Genomic DNA, 15,249 nt, shown 5'->3' with positions numbered 1-15,249 from the left:
CGGACCTTTCCGCGGCCGCTTTTTCTTTTCAGCAGGCGAGGGAGAGGCATGTTCAACAACACGACTATCAGAACCGCGCTCACGGTGACCATCGCCGGCTATACAGCCGCGTTGATGTTCGTGATTGCAATATCCGTCGCTGGTTTAAAGACTACCAACGCGGCGCTCGAAAAGATGTTCAGCGAAGAGACCGTTGCGATGCGCCACATCGCCGCGAGCGGCGAGGCACTGTTGAACGTGCGTGTCGATCTCGGCGCCTACGAAACGCTCGTCGCGCAGGGAAAGCCCACTGATGCGGTGCTCGCGCGCGTCCATGCCGGGCTTGCGGACAGCGATCGCGAACTGGCGGCCTATCTCACGCAGCCTGCGTCGAACGACGACGAGAAGGCGCTGACCGACGCGCTGCGCGCAAAGCGCGAGCAGTTGATGAAACAGGTGCTTCTGCCCGAAGTCGCGGCGCTCGATCAGAACGATTTCATCACGTTCCGGACGACGGAACGCCAGGCGCCCGATGCGATGTTCAGCGACTATAAACGTGCCGAAACTGCGCTGCAGAACCTTCAGATGCAGCACGAGGAAACCCGCTTCAAATCGGCCCAGCAGCATTTTCGTCTGCTGTGCTGGGTGTTCGCCGCAATCGGGCTTGTCGCGCTGGTGCTTGGCCTGTTCACGCGCTTCATGGTGAAAGCATCGATTGTTCGGCCGATCAACGCGGTGATCCAGCACTTCGAACGAATCGCGGCCGGCGACCTCACGGGGCAGATCGCCGGCGTGCGCGCCAACGAAATGGGTCGGCTGATGGGCGCGCTTGCCCGCATGCAGGAGAGTCTCGTTGCCGCAGTCAGTCAGGTTCGTTCCGGCACGGCGGCAATCGCGCAGGGCGTGCGCGAGATCGCGAGCGGTAATGCCGATCTGTCGACGCGCACCGAACAGCAGGCCGCGACGCTGCAGGAGACCGCCGCGAGCATGGAGGAATTGACGGCGACGGTCAGGCAGAACGCCGACAACGCGCGCGAGGCCAACGCGCTCGCCGAAAACGCGTCGCATACCGCTGCGCGTGGCGGCGAAGTGGTCGATCAGGTCATCGACGTCATCGCCGAGATGTCGTCGGGCTCGAACAGGATCGTCGACATCATTGGTGCGATCGAAGGTATTGCTTTTCAGACCAACATACTTGCACTGAATGCGGCCGTGGAAGCAGCGCGCGCCGGCGACGAAGGACGCGGATTCGCCGTGGTGGCGGGTGAAGTGCGTGCGTTGGCGCAGCGCTCGGCGGCTGCGGCGAAGGAGATCAGGGAACTGATCGTCAGTTCGGTGGAGAAGGTCGAGAAGGGATCGGAATTCGCGATTCGCGCCGGTGCGACGATGGCGGAGATCGTGAGTGCTGCGCGCAACGTGACGCGGATCGTGAGCGAAATCAGCGTGGCTTCGGAAGAACAGTCGCGGGGCATCGAGCAGATCAGCCGCGCGGTGACGCACATGGACAAGGCGACCCAGCAGAATGCCGCGCTGGTCGAGCAGGCCGCGGCTGCTGCGGCGTCGCTGGAAGAGCAGGCGGGCGCGCTCGACGGCGCGGTCGCGGTGTTCCGGATGACAGAGCCGCTCGCCTCCGCCAGCCTGCGAACCGGGGAGCGGCCTGAGCCAGTTGCCACACTTTCGCTCGCGTGCGCATGACGGGTCGCACGATCTGGTAGTGCAACCTGTGCGGCAATTTAAAGTCCAACCGGACGAGAGTGATGTGCGTGGAGGTGCAACATGAACACTCGAGCGATGCTGCGCGGCATTGCGACCGGTCTGCTCGCCGGGATGGTGCTCTTTGGCCTGGGCGGTTGCGATGCGTTGAGCGGACCGCCCGCGCCGGAATGGCCGGGTCCACACGCACCGTATCCCTTCCCGGACGATGTTCCGCATCGAACCCAGTGATGACAACCACGCACCAGGCGAGTCATCAGGATTGGCCGTCCCTGTGAGCGGTACAGTGTTCCAACAGAAGCACTACTTTGCATCGCTCGCATCTCAATGCACGAGGCCGAAGAATGCAGTCGCGCCTTCGGCTGGCGTCAGTCCCGCCTTGAAATAGCCTTCGAGCCGGTCAGCAATCGCCGTGTCGAGCGTGAAGGGTGGATACACGTAGCCGACCCTGAACGCATGGTCGTACCAGTCGCTGAGCCACGCGCGCAGTTCAATCACGTACTGCGGCAGTGCGTCCGAAGCATCATCGAGCATGTGCGTCTCCGTCGGCTTGTTGAGCGATCAGGCCGCCTTGCGGTCTATTCCCATCGCCGGACGGTGCTGGCCCGGCGGAAATACGTGCCAGGCGCCGTCGGCATGGCGAAAGAAGAAGAGTGAAAATGACCCGGTCGGCCGGTCGATCTGAATGCATACCCGGCGTGTGCCGCCCGAGCGGGTGCGGTCCAACAGGCGCACGCACACCGCCTGGCCCCGCGTCGAGCCAATCAGTTTTTCGACCTGAGAACGCAGCGATCTGTTGCCCGCCATGACTTTCCCCGCGATGCACGATGACCCTATGCTATGGCGATCCGTGCGCGCGCCCAATCGGCGGCGGCGGAATGTCGTCTCAGGAAGCGCTGATTTCGGCCGTCAGGATTTCCTGAGCCGAAAGCAGCATGAAGAACGGCACACAAGGGTTTTCGCCCAGCGGGGGCTTCTCTCGCGTGGATCGCATTAAGGATTTCCTGACGCGCGAATCAGAATGTCACACCCCAGTTTTCCAGCACTCGCTGAATGCGACCGAAACTCCGCTGGCGGATGATGTGTGGTCGAAACGAAGTGTCAACCCCAATGCAACATGATGGCCTATCTGTCGGAGCGGGAGAACCTCATCGAACAAGTCAACGCGATCTGTCTGCGGCTGTTCGATACCTGGTGCGAGACGCGCAACGTGACATCGCTTGCGTATTTGATGCACTGTTGGCCGTTGATCGACAGCACGCCCAACGCGCTCAGACACCTGGGCGAAACAATGCGCGATTTGCGGCGCCATCACGCGGATCAACTCGACGAACGCGGCTTTCGCACGCTCTGTGAAATGGCGGATCTGATCGACGAGCTGGTCGGGCGTCCGGCGCGCACGGTCCGGCTGGTGCGCGTGGGCGAAGTGCCGGAATAGCGAACGGATAGCGCAGGCAAAAGCAAAGAAAAGCATGCAGGCAGCGCGCAATGGCTGTGAGGCCGGAGCGCGCGGTGTTTCATCGGACGTTTAAAACCCGGTGAGGACGCGGTAGACCGGGGTTTGGCATCGAGTGCAGAATAGGACACCCACAACGTTGGCACTCGCGGGGAGATATGACTGTCGACAGCTTCTACGCATGGAGTAGCGGACTCCGGTACGTGCGGCGCAACGTGGAGCTGCGGCTGCACGCGGCGGTGCCCGTCTTTAGCTGTGCGATCACGCTGATGCTGACGGAACATCGGTCGGCGGCGATCGTGCAACTCGTTGAGCGGTACCTTGAAAGGAACACCGCATCATGAGCCGTCTCGCCGCTCCAGTTGCGCATACGGGAACGATCCTGATCGTCGACGATACGCCGGCAAATGTCGGCGTAGTCGTCGACAGTCTGGAAGCGCGCGGCATTCGCGTGCTGGTGGCGCTCGACGGTATCGAAGCGTTGGAGCGCGCGGCCTTCTCGCAGCCCGACGTGATCCTGCTCGACGTGAAGATGCCGGGCATCGACGGCTTCGAGACCTGTCGGCGACTGAAGCGCGATGAGCGCACGCGCGATATCGCCGTCATTTTCATGACTTCGCTAACGGGCAACGAAGATCGGGTCGAAGGCTTTTCGGCGGGCGGCGTCGATTATGTAACCAAGCCGTTGCGCGTCGACGAGATGTTGGCGCGCGTTGGCGTCCACCTCGAACTACGCGTGATGCACAAGCAGGTTCTCGCGCAAAACCGGCAACTGCTCGCGGAAGTCGCTGTGCGCAAGGAAACGGAGGCCGCGCTCTCGCAAGCGCGCGACGATCTCGAACGGCGTGTCGCGTTGCGCACCGAAGAACTGGAGCGCGCCAACGCGAACCTGCAAGCGCAGATCGACGAGCGGCGGCGCGCGGAGGCGCGCCTGCAGGCAAGCGAGGCACGCTTTCGCGCGATTGTCGAATCGAGTCCGGTGCCACTATGCATCACGTCGATGCCGGACGGACGCATCCTGTACACGAACGAGCCGCTGCGGGAACTGTTCGGCATGAAAGAAGGCATGTCGGCCAATATCGCGGATTTCTACGCCGACCCAGGCGAGCGCGAAGACCTGATCCAACATCTGAGGACGGAACGCAGCCTGCGTAATCTGGAGGTGCAGTTCCGGCGCGCCGACGGCACGCAGTTCTGGGCGATGGCGACGGCGCGCGTGGCGACCTACGACGACTCACCCGCGATATACGTGGGCCTGAACGACATCACGCAGCGCAAGCAGATGGAACAGGAACTCGTCGAATCGCGCGAGCAGCAGCGTGAGCTGTCCGCGTACATGGAGGCGATCCGCGAAGATGAGAGAAAGCGGATCGCGATGGAGATTCACGACGAACTGGGCCAGTTGCTGACTGCGCTGAAGATGGACGTGTCGCTGCTGAAGATGCGCATCGCGGACGACCCGGAAGCGATAAAAAAAGCCGACGACATGCGCGAACTGGTCGAAGCCACGATCTCGATGGTGCGCAATGTCGCGAGCCACTTGCGACCGGCCGCGCTCAACTTCGGTATCGTGTCGGCGCTGGAATGGCTCGTCGATGAATTCAACCGGCGCAATGCCATTACCTGCAAGTTGCGCATCGAAGGCGGTGAACCCGCTCTGTCGGACGCACATGCGACGGCCGTGTTCCGCATCGTGCAGGCGTCGCTGACCAACGTCGCGCGCCACGCCGAGGCCACGCGCGTGGAAGTGATGCTGACCTCGACGGCGGCGAAGCTCGAACTGCACGTGCGCGACGACGGGCGCGGCTTCGATCTGCAGACGGCTCGCCGCGACTATTCGTACGGCTTGCTCGGCATGAACGAGCGGGCGCGGACGATCGGCGGATCGCTTTCGATCGACAGTGCGCCGGGCGCGGGCACCACGGTTTCGATCAACATTCCGCTCGATGGGGGACCTCGAACATGATCAGGGTACTCATTGCCGACGATCATGCGATCGTCCGTGGCGGACTCCGGCAGATCATCGCAACCACGAGCGATATCATCGTCGCGGCCGAAGCGGCACAAGGATCGGAAGTGCTCGACAAGCTGCGCTCGTGCGCCGTCGATCTGCTGCTGCTCGACATGACGATGCCCGGCATCAGCGGCGTCGACCTGATCCGGCGTGTGCGGGCCGAGCAGCCCTCGCTGCCCGTGCTCGTGCTGAGCATTCACGACGAGGCCCAGGTCGCGTCGCGCGCTCTGCGCGCGGGTGCAACCGGCTATCTGACCAAGGACAGCGACCCCGAAGTGCTGCTCGCCGCGATCCGCAAGCTGATGGACGGCGGCCGCTTCATCGATCCGAAGCTGGTCGATGCGATGGTCTTCGAAACACCGCGCGGCGACCTGTCGCCGCATGAAGTGCTGTCGGACCGCGAATTTCAGGTGTTGCAAATGCTCGCGGCGGGTAAGAGCATCAACGAAATCGCCGATACATGTGCGCTCAGCGCGAAAACGATCAGTACGCACAAGATGCGGCTGATGCAGAAACTCGGGCTTTCAAACAATGCGGAGATGATCCGCTACGCGATCCGGCACGGATTGATCACCGAGTAGAACGAGACTTGCCCGCTGCGATGCGGGACGGAATCCGGTATCAGGAGCATTCCGTGGGTTCGGCTTCCCCGGCTCGAATCATCGAGTTCGGCTCGAGTCCAGATATTGCTCGACGAAGTTGAGGACCGCCTTGGACCGATAACCCTTCGCCAGCCGGCAAAGGTGGTCTGCGAAAGGACGATAGCGTTCGTCAAGCTCGGTCACATGTGTGGCGTATTGCACGATGGCACGCATGTCGCCGAGTCGCGCCAGGTGGTGCAGCGCTTCCATCTCCTGCGGCGGCGGCGCGATCAAGGTCCCGGTAAAAGGAGCGGTAGCGGTTGCAGCCGTTTGGCCCGGCCTTGCAGTTGGGGCTTCGTCGCTCCACTCGACATTCAGCAGAGCCGCGACCTGTGTCAATAGCGCACTGAGGTCGATCGGTTTGGCGAGAAAGGCATTCGCCCCCGCCGCCAGGCTTTGCGCGGCATCGGTCCCCGACGCGCGCGCGGAGACGGCGACGATCGGCAGCTCCCGGAACTCCGGCATCTGACGCAGGCGACGCGTGGCTTCGAGCCCGTCCATCCCGGGCATCACGACATCCATCAGGACCAGCGCAGGATGCAGGGCTCTGGTCTTCTCCAGAGCTTCCGATCCGCTCGCGGCCTGGGCGATGACGAATCCGAGCGGGCCAAGCATATCGACCATCAACGCACGGTTCTCCGCCACGTCATCCACGATCAGCACGGTCTTGCGCGGCCCCTTGTAGCCGCTGACGAGCCGTTCGGACGCGGCGACAGCCGCGGGAGGCGCCACTACCTGGACGTTCAGTTCAAACGAGAAGACGCTGCCGGTATCGCGGCGGCTCTCGACACGGATCTCGCCGCCCATCAGGCGCACGAGTTGCCGGCTGATAGCGAGGCCGAGCCCCGTGCCGCCCAACCGGTGGCGGGCGTCGCTCACTTGCTCGAAAGGCCTGAAGATCGCCTCCAGGCGCACTTCGTCTATGCCGATGCCGGTGTCCTGGACTTCGAAACGGAGCCGCGCGGGCGGCATGAATCCGACGCTAAGACGCACGCTGCCCTGGTCGGTAAATCTGATTGCATTGGAGAGCAGGTTGAGCAGCACCTGGCGCAGCCGTATTTCGTCCACCAGCACACCCGCGGGCAGATCGGGCGCCATCTCGCAAGCGAAGGCGAGGCCCTTCTCCGTTGCCTTCACCCGAATCGTCTCGGCGATGAAGTAGATGAAGCGTTCGAGCGAAACGTCGGACAGATTGAGCTCCATTCTTCCGGCCTCGATTTTGGCCATATCGAGGATATCGTCGATCAGCGTAAGCAGATGTTCGCCGCTGCGCTGGATTACCGTGAGCCCGTCGATCTGGCGTTGATCGAGGCTCTTGTCGCGTCTGAGGATTTGTGCGTAACCGAGAATCCCGTTGAGCGGCGTGCGCAGTTCGTGGCTCATGTGCGCGAGAAAGTCACTCTTTGCCTGGTTGGCCGCATCGGCATGGTCCTTGGCAACGGCCAGTTCCACCGTTCGTTCACAGATCATGTCTTCGAGGTGCTCGCGATAGCGCCGCAATTCCTCTTCCGCACGCTTTTGCTCCGTGATGTCGCGTGAGATCCCGAGCAGGTACTGCGGCTCGCCGCGCATATCGAAGATCGGGATCTTCATCGTGTGCACCACGCGCAGTCCATCGCGCGTATGAACCCGCTCCTCCGGCACATCGACCATCTGTCGCGACTCCAGCACGGCTCGATCGTTCAGCGCGAAGAATTCAGCCTCATCCACGGGAAACAGGTCGTGAACGGATCGGCCGATGAGTTCCTCCCGCCGGTAGCCGAGCAGTTGTTCCGCAGCCTTGTTGAAGCGCACGAACTGCAGGGTCGACGCCTCCTTGACGAAGACCGTGTCCGGGATGTTTTCGACGATGTTGTTCAGAAAGTTCTCGCTCTCCCTGACGGCCTCTTCCGCGTGCTGGCGTTCGGCGATCTCGGCCGCCTGGCCCGCCAGTGCCGTGCTGAGTTCAGCCGTGCGCTGCGCGACGCGCGCCTCGAGTCCGGTGTTGAGCTCCTTCAGTGCGTCCTCGGCCTGGCGGCGCCGGCGCCGGTCTTCGAGAAACTGCTCGACCGCGCGCGCCATGTCGGCAATCTCGTCGCCGCCTTGCACGGGGACCCCTGCTTGTGTACTTCCGGCATCGCCATGCCGCAGGAAGTGGCTAACCCGGCGCAGCCGCGTCACGACATGGCGCCCCAGGAATTCGCGGGCAATCAGCCAGGCGAGCAGCAGGCTCACCCCGACTCCGACGCTCACCCATCTGCGGGTGCGATCTGCCTGATCGGCCAGACGCTGGACTGCTTCGCGGTAGTCGCGCGTCAAATAGTCCGACTGCTGATGAGACGCGACGGCGAGGCCGTCGGCCGCGCGGCGCAGATCGCCGTCGAGGCTGGCCAACGACACGCCTGGCCGTTGCGCGGACGCCGGCCCAGTTCGGGCGTCGAGCGCGGTCTCGCGCACCTGCGCCTCGATGTTGACGATGTTGCGAAAGCGCTGGCTCGACCGATATAGCGCCAGCGCGTCGACACCTGGGTCGTCGCTTGCGGTCGCGGAGGCCAGGCGGTCCACCAGGCTGTCGAACGACGCCAGCTGTTCAAGCACATGCCGATGCGTTTCGCGCACGGCCTCGACCGTATCGTCACGCGACAACTGCAACGCGAGGCGTTCGATCGTCAGCGTGCGCTGCGCCAGATCCTGCGCATCCGCGAGGCGCGCCAGCCGCTCTCCGGCCAACTGGCGGATCGAGTGTGCCGAACCGGCCAATGAGTAAATCGTCGTGGCACCGACCAGGACCACCAGCGCGGCCAAGCACGAAACCACGAGCGCGAACTGCGCGGTGAGCGACTGTGGGAGCGGGAGTTTCACGGGCGTTGCCAGATCCGACGGTAGATGTCGCGATAGTCGTTGTCAGGATCGTAGAGTAGACGATTGCCGCCGTCCCGGGCAATGTTGTCCGCGGTCACCAGATGCACCGGGCTCGCGTAACGCGTGACGCTTTCCCCGGCGAAAAGTCTGTTCATTTCGTCGACCAGCTGCCATCCGTGCAGATTCAGGGGGTCAGCCACGGTGCCCGTCTGGAACGTGCCCGTGCGGATGCGCAGGAAGGCAGACTCGCTGCCGTCGCCGGCCGACAGCATGATCATTGCATCGTTTGGCATTCCCGCCTGGGTCAGCACGGGGACGGCGTAGTCAAAGTAGATGTCGTTGATCGCCAGCGCACAGGTCCAGCGCGGGCCGTAACGCGCGAGCAGGGCGCGTGTCGCGCCAGGCATCAGTTCCTGGCTGTGTGAAATGGGCATGTCGCGCACTTCAAGCAAGGTGCAGCCGCTGCATGTGCGCACGATGGCAGCCATCATATCGGCCTTGTCCCGTGCAATCCGGAAACTGCTATCGGTGAAGATGACGACGCCCGCATGCCCGCCGGACTGCACGATGGCCGCCAGTGCGGTCACGCGCGCGACCTCGAGCGGGTCCGTCGACACGTTCATCGCGACGGGCGTACCTGGCACGGGTCCGGGCTGGGTCGCGACATGCCAGCCGACGATCGGAGTGCTTCGCTCGGCAAACGGCCGCAGCCCCGGCAGCAGCACGCGTGCATCGCCGCCGGCGATGATCAGACCGTCGGGGCTGCTTGCCAGCGCATTCGCAAGCATCTTCAGCCGCAGGTCTGCCGCGCCGCCGGAGTCGAATATCTTCACGCTCCAGCCCATGACTCTGGCCGCCTCCAGTACACCGTCAACCACACCGAGGATGCCACCGTTGCGCAAATCCTCGGCGACGACGGCGATGCGTTTGCCTGGTTTCGCGGGTGGGCCGTTGCGCGGCCCACTCCAGGGTGCGGCGGGTCGCGTAGCGGCGTCGACCACTCGCTTCGCCTGGGCAAGGAAGTCCTTCCCGTCGACCGGGGCTGCGGGCGCGGGGGCAGGCGACACACTCTGCATCGTGGCGACCGACAGCACACACCCGCATGCCAATGCCAGAAGGAAGCCCCTCATGCTGTTCCCCATGGGCTCCATTGACGTCGATTGGTGATCATTGAAGGACGTACCGAAGCGGCGCTCACGGAGGAGCTCGTGAACAGGATATTACACCCCGATGCTCGCGTGTCATCGGTCACGCACCGGCGCAGACGACCGAAGCACCGGGAACGGAGCCGGGTTGCGAACCGCCTTCAAGTTTCATCCGATAATCGTTGCTCTATCAGTGATGTAGCTCTCGTATGTTCATGCGGTACCTTGTCCGCCTAGCTGACCATGAAGCCGCCGTCCGCAGCGATGATCTGACCGGTGACATAGCTTGCGGCAGGGCTTGCGAGAAAGAATACGCTCTGGGCAACCTCGATCGGGGCGGCCATTCGTCCCATCGGAATCCGTTCTGCGCCGACGATCGGCCCTCGAATCTTGAATGTCGCGCTGATGGTCTTGCCGCCCTCGCTGGCCATGCCGCCTGGAAGGATTGAATTGACGCGGATTCCGTCGGCCGCGAACTCGCTGGCCAGTGATCGCGTGATGCTGTCCACGCCGGCCTTCGCGGCGTCGTAATGGGCGTTGACGCCCCACAGCGTGGGTCGAAGCGCGCCAACGGAGGAGATGTTGACGATCGAGCCGCCGCCGCCCTTCGCCTTCATGCGCGTGATAGCCTCGCGGCAACACAGGAACGTGCCCCGCAGCGTGACGTCCTGCATCTGGTCCCATTGTTCGACGGACATTTCAAAGAATTCGGCCTTCGAACGGTGCGCCGCGTTGTTGATCAGAATGTCGACACCGCCAAACTTCGCATCTACGGCCGCGAATAGCGCCTTGACGGACGCTTCGTCGGCCACGTCGACTTTGCATGGCATCGCAATGCCGCCGTCCGCATCGACATCCGACGCTGTTGCAGACGCGGCATCGAGGTTCAAGTCGGCAATCACGACCTTGGCGCCGGCCTCGGCGAGCAGTCGCGCAGTCTCGCGGCCGAGACCTTGCGCAGAGCCGGTAACTATGGCGGTCTTGCCCGTGAGATTGAACATTTGCGCGAGGCGCACGCCGATCTGGGTTTCACTAAACATGGAATGCTCCGTTTTGCGTGTCGAGGAAGGTCGCGCTGTTCGGTTCGCTTAAGTCTTGCCGCTGCGGCCCAATCGTTTGTAGTTCATCGGCATTCACCAGACAGTGAAGATGATCGGGTGCGGACGTCTTCAGCTAATCAGAAATCCGCCGTCGAGCGTAATCGATTGGCCCGTCATATAGCGGCCTGATGGCCCTGCGAGGTACAGCACCGCGGCCGCAATATCGGCGGGATCGCCCCATCCGAGCGGCAGACGTCGCTCCGCATCCGTACCGGGTCCCGTGAGCTTTCCGGTTTTCAGGCGAGCCTGCATATCCGGATGAAATCGAACCTTGCCGGGCACTGCACCGGGAAGCACGCAGTTGACGAGAATCTGGTCGCGGGCGTAGTCCAGCGCTGCGGAGCGCACCAAACCCGCTACGCCGGCTCGCGCGGCACCGTAGGCGCCATTGCCATTCAGTACGGCATGCGTGGCTCCCATGGTGGTCACGTTCACGATGCGTCCACCCCGGCCTGCGGCGAGCATGTGCCTGATCGCTTCTCGCATGCAAAAGAACACAGACTTCAGGTCGATCGCCATCACTTCGTCCCAGGCGGCTTCGGAGAACTCCGTAAGCGGCCCGTTATTGGTCATGGCCGCGCAATTGACCACGATGTCCGGGCTACCCCAGGCTGCGCTGACCTGATTGAACAACGCAATCACGGAGGCTTCGCGTTCCACGTCTGCCTCGATAGCGATTGCTTCGCCGCCCGCCGAAACTATCTTGTCGACGACCGATTGCCTGTGCGCTGCGCTGTGATCGGCGACTACGACCCGTGCACCAGCCTCGGCCAGCACAGGGGCGATATCGATGCTGGAATTGCACCCCTTGTCAGTCACGACAGCGATTTTTCCGCCGATGCCGAATAGCCGCTCTAGCAAGGATGTGGTCATCGAGTTGTCTCCAGGGAGCTATGTGTCGTCGTTTTTTAGGAATTCTAGCGACAACGTCCGACGCGCAATGGTTACCGTAGGGAACAATTAGAGTGAGCTGGTTTCACTAATCCCGCGCGCTAACGAACGGCAGGAATGGAGCGACGCAGCGCCGTGCTAGCGGGCCTAATCGGAACGGGTGAGCGAAAATACGCACGCCGTTCCAAAAACGCAACGATAATACCAGCCGGGATTTCCCTCGTTGCGGGTCTTCAGACGTGCCGCGCAACATGCGCGTGGAGAACGTCGGCCCGGCAATGATGATGTCGGCGCGAACGCCCATACAACTCACAGGAGGCGTCAAGATGAGTGTCGCGAAAAGAAGCCCCGCCGAGATGGAAACGCACCGACCGCAGCCAGATACCGGCACGCTTCCTTTGCAGGTTGAGGACATCACCCCTTCGTGGCTGACGTCGGCGTTCGCGCGCAGCCATGAAGGGGTAGCCGTCGAATCACTGGCCATCGGCGAGGTGATGTACGGCACGGCTACCAAAGTCAGGGTGCGTCTTGCTTACAACGCAACAGGGCGCGAGCTTGGCTTGCCGGAGTCGCTGATCGTCAAGGGCGGTTTCGTTCCCGAGTATCGGAACTTGAACGCCTACATCTACGAATACGAGGCGAAGTTCTTCAAGGAAGTCCATCCCTGCTTGCGTGCAAATGTGCCTGCCTGCTTCTACGCGGAGACCGAAAGTCGAAGCGGGCAGTCGATCGTGATCCTCGAGGATCTACGTTCACGGGAGGTGGGGTTCTGTCGCGTGCAGCGGACGCTGACGTTTGCGCAGGCGGCGGCAAACCTGGACGCGCAAGCGCGGTGGCACGCGCAGTTCTGGCAATCGCCTGCGCTCGAAAGCGATGGCGAACTGGCGTGGCTCGCGTCGCAAGACCCGCTGCCCGATGGCGAGTCCGGCACCTATCATTGGGGCCAGTTGAAACCCGAGGTGTTCGCCAGCTATACCCAGTTGCCGCGCGGGGCGGCCGTGCCTAAGCGGTTTCACGATCGTGACTGGATGGAGCGGGCGCTCCTCGATCTGCGCGCTTTCGACCGCATCGGGCCGATGACGTTTCTCCATGGCGATGTTCACCTCGGAAACCTGTATTTCGACCGCGACGGCACGCCCGGCTTTCTCGACTGGCAGTCATATCGACGCGGACCGTGGGCTCATGACGTCACGTACTTCCTGATATCGGCTCTGGATATCGCGGATCGGCCGAGATGGGAGCGTGCGTTGCTCGAATACTATCTTGAGCGGCTCGCCTTTCACGGCGTCAACAACCCGCCGTCATTTGAAAGCGCGCTAGATGCCTACCGGCGCCATATCGTCTATGGGCTGTTCTTCTGGCTCGTGAATCCAGTGGAGTGGCAGGTGGAAGTCAACAATTGTGCAGTTGCGCCAAGGTTCGCAATGGCGGCACTCGATCACGAGGTTCATGACCTGATGGGTCGATAACCCACCAGGCGTCGAGCGACACGCACTTGACGCCGCCATCTCCGCAGGAGTACAGTTTTACGATCGATATTCAAGAATGTGAATGCCGGGAATAATGTAGGAGGCAAAGCATGTCGGAAATGGTCGCTCGACGCAGCACAACCTGGCCCCGCGTGTATGCGTGGGCAGTGCTCGGTGCGCTGTTCGCTTTTGCACAAATCCGCGCCTACGTCGCATGGATTCGTTCGGAGGACTTCCGCCCCGTCGAGATGGGCGCGGATCCGCTACCGGAATCCGTGAAGGCGACGATCGACCATTACCAGTGGGTCAGCGTGCTGATCCTGATTCCCGTAGCGATCTGGTATGTGTACGGAATCGTCAAAAGTCGCCGCATCGACGCGGTGCGTTTGATGATGATCGGCTGGCTCTCGGCATATTGGCTTGATCCGTGGCTGGACTTTCTTCGCCCGATGTTCACCTATAACGCCTATGCATTGAACTACGGCTGCTGGTGTCGCTTCATTCCATTCTGGCAATCGTCCCATGCTCGCATCGCTGAGCCTATCCTGATCGACGCGCCAAGCTACTTCTATACCTTTACAGGCACCGCCGTAGTGGCGTTGTGGGCGATGCGCGCGGTCCGTAAGCGTTGGCCTCGCGCGGGCAACGTGCGACTCGCACTCGCTGGTTTTGCCGCCATCTGGATGACAATGGGGTTGCTCGACATCGCGGCCAGCCGCTTCATGGGCTTCGACGCGTGGCCGGGTGCGTTCCAGCGTGTCTCCTTCTGGGGCGGTCATTACTACCAGTTTCCGGTCTATGAGTTCCTGCTGTTTCCGTCTGTTTTCGTGGCGTCGGCTTTCCTTCTGCTGAACGTCGACGAAGACGGATATACGGCCATCGAGCGAGGTGTCGATCGGGTCGGTTGCCATCCAGCGGTGCGCACGGCGCTTCGGGTGCTGGCTTTCATCGCGTTTTGCAACATACTGAATCTGGCCTACACGACCGCGATGGGTGTGCACGCGGTGTACGCCGATCCGTGGCCGGCGGATATGCCGAGCTGGCTTGCTAACAACGGTTAGGTAGGCGCACAGTGCCCGCCATCGTCGAACGCCACAGCGGATAACCGATGACGCATTGCAAGCCGCATCGCTTCGCCGACGTCGAGTATCGTGTAGAAGACGAAATCGCTATCGTCACGATGAGCCATCCGCCGGTCAACGGATTAGGTCTAGGCATCCGTCGCGGACTCGTCGCTGCGTTTGAAGCGGCCCGGCGCGATGCGCGGGTTCGCGCGATCGTACTCAATGGCAGTGGACGCGGCTTTTCCGCGGGAGGTGATATCCGCGAGTTCGGCACTTCCGCTGCCACAGCTTCGCCAGCGTTGTCGCTGCACGTTCATCCGGTGATCGAGGCGAGCGACAAGCCGGTTGTAGCCGCTATCCACGGGTTTGCCATCGGCGGTGGTCTGGAAACCGCGTTGGTGTGTCACTTCCGGGTGGTCGCGGACAATGCGCAGATCGGTCTGCCTGAACGCAAGCTCGGCGTGATCCCTTTGTCCGGCACGCAGCGCTTGCCGCGTGTGCTGGGCTTCGCAAAGTCGATCGAATTCATTCTTGGTGCTCAAATCGTGCGCGCGGGAACCTTCCGGGGCACCGCGTTATTTGACCGGATCGTCAATGGCGATGAGCAGGAAATGTCGCGCCTTGCGATCGAGCTTGCGCGAGAGAAGATAGGCGGTACATCGTTGCCATTGATTCGCCGGTTGCCATTGCCTGATCGCGATCCGGTTTCCATTGTCGCTGAAGCGCGCTCACGCCTCAGTTGTAGCGATGCAATAGAAAGCCAGTGTCTGAATGCGATCGCCGCCGCAGCCGAGTCGCCCGATTTCGATGCCGGCATGGCCGCGGCGCGTGCGATCTACGATCGGCTCGTTTCGTCCGAACAGGTGTTGAGGCAACGAGATCGGTTTTTCAAGTCGCGCCGGGACAGCTCCGCTCGGTAAGCACCAGCCGATTTGC

16 protein-coding genes are annotated in these 15,249 nt (G+C 62.3%); 10 read left to right on the top strand and 6 right to left on the bottom strand.

Going from position 1 to position 15,249, the window contains the following annotated elements; translation table 11 throughout:
• Positions 1–48 precede the first annotated feature (48 nt).
• Both F6X42_RS07815 and F6X42_RS07810 read left to right on the top strand, forming a co-directional pair.
• Positions 49–1,674, top strand: coding sequence for a methyl-accepting chemotaxis protein (locus tag F6X42_RS07815; protein WP_187633640.1), 1,626 nt, complete (start codon positions 49–51; stop codon positions 1,672–1,674).
• Positions 1,675–1,755: 81 nt separating this feature from the next.
• Positions 1,756–1,923 carry a hypothetical protein gene (locus F6X42_RS07810; RefSeq protein WP_187633639.1) on the top strand — a complete coding sequence of 56 codons (168 nt, stop codon included), beginning with the start codon at positions 1,756–1,758 and terminating at the stop codon, positions 1,921–1,923.
• A 93-nt stretch (positions 1,924–2,016) separates the two neighbouring features.
• Here F6X42_RS07810 and F6X42_RS07805 read toward each other — a convergent pair whose 3' ends face one another.
• Entirely contained in the window at positions 2,017–2,226 is a 210-nt protein-coding gene (locus F6X42_RS07805; protein WP_187633638.1) for a hypothetical protein, read from the bottom strand.
• A 27-nt stretch (positions 2,227–2,253) separates the two neighbouring features.
• On the bottom strand, positions 2,254–2,499 hold the full coding sequence (locus F6X42_RS07800) for a hypothetical protein (RefSeq protein ID WP_187633637.1): 246 nt from the start codon (positions 2,497–2,499) through the stop codon (positions 2,254–2,256).
• Between the two features lie 128 nt (positions 2,500–2,627).
• On the opposite strand from F6X42_RS07800, the gene F6X42_RS07795 reads away from it, so the two are divergent.
• From F6X42_RS07795 to F6X42_RS07775, 5 genes are all read left to right on the top strand, one after another.
• On the top strand, positions 2,628–2,813 hold the full coding sequence (locus tag F6X42_RS07795) for a hypothetical protein (protein ID WP_187633636.1): 186 nt from the start codon (positions 2,628–2,630) through the stop codon (positions 2,811–2,813).
• A complete protein-coding gene (locus F6X42_RS07790) occupies positions 2,810–3,130 on the top strand; it encodes a hypothetical protein (RefSeq protein WP_187633635.1) in 321 nt (106 codons plus the stop codon). Before F6X42_RS07795 ends, F6X42_RS07790 begins: the two co-directional genes overlap by 4 nt.
• A gap of 176 nt (positions 3,131–3,306) precedes the next feature.
• Positions 3,307–3,492, top strand: coding sequence for a hypothetical protein (locus F6X42_RS07785; RefSeq protein ID WP_187633634.1), 186 nt, complete (start codon positions 3,307–3,309; stop codon positions 3,490–3,492).
• Entirely contained in the window at positions 3,489–5,114 is a 1,626-nt protein-coding gene (locus F6X42_RS07780) for a response regulator (RefSeq protein WP_187633633.1), read from the top strand. Before F6X42_RS07785 ends, F6X42_RS07780 begins: the two co-directional genes overlap by 4 nt.
• Positions 5,111–5,743 carry a response regulator gene (locus tag F6X42_RS07775; protein ID WP_187633632.1) on the top strand — a complete coding sequence of 211 codons (633 nt, stop codon included), beginning with the start codon at positions 5,111–5,113 and terminating at the stop codon, positions 5,741–5,743. Before F6X42_RS07780 ends, F6X42_RS07775 begins: the two co-directional genes overlap by 4 nt.
• Positions 5,744–5,821: 78 nt before the next feature.
• Here the strand turns inward: F6X42_RS07775 and F6X42_RS07770 are convergent, their stop codons facing one another.
• The 4 genes from F6X42_RS07770 to F6X42_RS07755 all read right to left on the bottom strand — a co-directional run bounded on the left by F6X42_RS07770 (position 5,822) and on the right by F6X42_RS07755 (position 11,762).
• A complete protein-coding gene (locus tag F6X42_RS07770) occupies positions 5,822–8,644 on the bottom strand; it encodes an ATP-binding protein (protein ID WP_187633631.1) in 2,823 nt (940 codons plus the stop codon).
• Positions 8,641–9,774, bottom strand: coding sequence for a substrate-binding domain-containing protein (locus F6X42_RS07765; protein ID WP_187633630.1), 1,134 nt, complete (start codon positions 9,772–9,774; stop codon positions 8,641–8,643). The genes F6X42_RS07770 and F6X42_RS07765 overlap by 4 nt, the downstream gene beginning before the upstream one ends.
• A 248-nt stretch (positions 9,775–10,022) precedes the next feature.
• Positions 10,023–10,829 (bottom strand): SDR family NAD(P)-dependent oxidoreductase, encoded by an 807-nt coding sequence (locus F6X42_RS07760; RefSeq protein ID WP_187633629.1) that lies wholly within the window; start codon positions 10,827–10,829, stop codon positions 10,023–10,025.
• Positions 10,830–10,958: 129 nt separating this feature from the next.
• Positions 10,959–11,762, bottom strand: coding sequence for an SDR family NAD(P)-dependent oxidoreductase (locus F6X42_RS07755; protein ID WP_187633628.1), 804 nt, complete (start codon positions 11,760–11,762; stop codon positions 10,959–10,961).
• Between the two features lie 344 nt (positions 11,763–12,106).
• Between F6X42_RS07755 and F6X42_RS07750 the strand changes: the two genes are divergently transcribed.
• The 3 genes from F6X42_RS07750 to F6X42_RS07740 all read left to right on the top strand — a co-directional run bounded on the left by F6X42_RS07750 (position 12,107) and on the right by F6X42_RS07740 (position 15,233).
• Positions 12,107–13,249, top strand: a complete 1,143-nt coding sequence (locus F6X42_RS07750; RefSeq protein ID WP_222945510.1) for a phosphotransferase — start codon at positions 12,107–12,109, stop codon at positions 13,247–13,249.
• Positions 13,250–13,359: 110 nt separating this feature from the next.
• Positions 13,360–14,310, top strand: coding sequence for a spirocyclase AveC family protein (locus tag F6X42_RS07745; RefSeq protein WP_187633627.1), 951 nt, complete (start codon positions 13,360–13,362; stop codon positions 14,308–14,310).
• A 47-nt stretch (positions 14,311–14,357) separates the two neighbouring features.
• A complete protein-coding gene (locus F6X42_RS07740) occupies positions 14,358–15,233 on the top strand; it encodes an enoyl-CoA hydratase-related protein (RefSeq protein ID WP_187633626.1) in 876 nt (291 codons plus the stop codon).
• Positions 15,234–15,249: the final 16 nt, after the last annotated feature.

Source organism: Paraburkholderia podalyriae (assembly GCF_014397785.1).
Lineage (GTDB): Bacteria > Pseudomonadota > Gammaproteobacteria > Burkholderiales > Burkholderiaceae > Paraburkholderia > Paraburkholderia podalyriae.
This window is presented reverse-complemented; position numbering and strand designations above follow the sequence as displayed.

Bases quoted from the DNA above. Each gene is read 5' to 3' on its own strand.
- F6X42_RS07815 (WP_187633640.1), top strand. From the start codon at position 49: ATGTTCAACAACACGACTATCAGAACCGCGCTCACGGTGACCATCGCC.
- F6X42_RS07810 (WP_187633639.1), top strand. From the start codon at position 1,756: ATGAACACTCGAGCGATGCTGCGCGGCATTGCGACCGGTCTGCTCGCC.
- F6X42_RS07805 (WP_187633638.1), bottom strand. From the start codon at position 2,226: ATGCTCGATGATGCTTCGGACGCACTGCCGCAGTACGTGATTGAACTG.
- F6X42_RS07800 (WP_187633637.1), bottom strand. From the start codon at position 2,499: ATGGCGGGCAACAGATCGCTGCGTTCTCAGGTCGAAAAACTGATTGGC.
- F6X42_RS07795 (WP_187633636.1), top strand. From the start codon at position 2,628: ATGAAGAACGGCACACAAGGGTTTTCGCCCAGCGGGGGCTTCTCTCGC.
- F6X42_RS07790 (WP_187633635.1), top strand. From the start codon at position 2,810: ATGATGGCCTATCTGTCGGAGCGGGAGAACCTCATCGAACAAGTCAAC.
- F6X42_RS07785 (WP_187633634.1), top strand. From the start codon at position 3,307: ATGACTGTCGACAGCTTCTACGCATGGAGTAGCGGACTCCGGTACGTG.
- F6X42_RS07780 (WP_187633633.1), top strand. From the start codon at position 3,489: ATGAGCCGTCTCGCCGCTCCAGTTGCGCATACGGGAACGATCCTGATC.
- F6X42_RS07775 (WP_187633632.1), top strand. From the start codon at position 5,111: ATGATCAGGGTACTCATTGCCGACGATCATGCGATCGTCCGTGGCGGA.
- F6X42_RS07765 (WP_187633630.1), bottom strand. From the start codon at position 9,774: ATGAGGGGCTTCCTTCTGGCATTGGCATGCGGGTGTGTGCTGTCGGTC.
- F6X42_RS07760 (WP_187633629.1), bottom strand. From the start codon at position 10,829: ATGTTTAGTGAAACCCAGATCGGCGTGCGCCTCGCGCAAATGTTCAAT.
- F6X42_RS07755 (WP_187633628.1), bottom strand. From the start codon at position 11,762: ATGACCACATCCTTGCTAGAGCGGCTATTCGGCATCGGCGGAAAAATC.
- F6X42_RS07750 (WP_222945510.1), top strand. From the start codon at position 12,107: ATGAGTGTCGCGAAAAGAAGCCCCGCCGAGATGGAAACGCACCGACCG.
- F6X42_RS07745 (WP_187633627.1), top strand. From the start codon at position 13,360: ATGTCGGAAATGGTCGCTCGACGCAGCACAACCTGGCCCCGCGTGTAT.
- F6X42_RS07740 (WP_187633626.1), top strand. From the start codon at position 14,358: ATGACGCATTGCAAGCCGCATCGCTTCGCCGACGTCGAGTATCGTGTA.